Genomic DNA, 540 nt, shown 5'->3' on the forward strand with positions numbered 1-540 from the left:
GATTTAGTTGCATGATAAATCTTGTTCAATTTCCACTTGCAATCTACCAAAAATTTAGCTTTCACACGTCAAAGTAAATAGATTATAGCTTCTCGCGCACCATCATTAAAGAATATCCCAACAGATTTTTTCCTTTCCACTTAGTTCTGTCAAACCTGTCAGGGTTTTTCATAGACAGTCCAATACCCCAAATTCTGTCTTTTACGGCACATTCTGCAAGGACAGCCTGTTCCGTGCTTTTCAGCAGTACCTTTAGCTCTTCGTTCTGAGAAAATTTAGCATAAAGTCCCTCAAAAACTACAATTTGACGGATTCCGTTCCAGTAGCTTTCATCATAGCCAGATACGCAACGCCCAAGTTCTTTTATAGCAGCAACATCTTCGGTATGAAGTATCTTGTCAGCAATAGCTTCATCACCGAAATAAACCGCCTTTTGGTACATCATATACTGCTCCATAGAGGTAAAATACACTTCTTTATACGTAAATCCAGCAGCATACCAGTTGCTTAGGTATCCGTTTTCTTCATCCGGGTTGTGGA

At 39.4% G+C, this 540-nt stretch carries 1 protein-coding gene; it reads right to left on the reverse strand.

Annotation, left to right across the window (positions count from 1 at the left end; genetic code table 11):
• Window positions 1-82 precede the first annotated feature (82 nt).
• On the reverse strand, window positions 83-540 hold a 458-nt coding region (locus tag BN587_RS02150), incomplete at its 5' end, for an NADAR family protein (protein ID WP_044483993.1).

This window comes from Phascolarctobacterium succinatutens CAG:287, assembly GCF_000434895.1.
Taxonomy (GTDB): Bacteria; Bacillota; Negativicutes; order Acidaminococcales; family Acidaminococcaceae; genus Phascolarctobacterium_A; species Phascolarctobacterium_A succinatutens_A.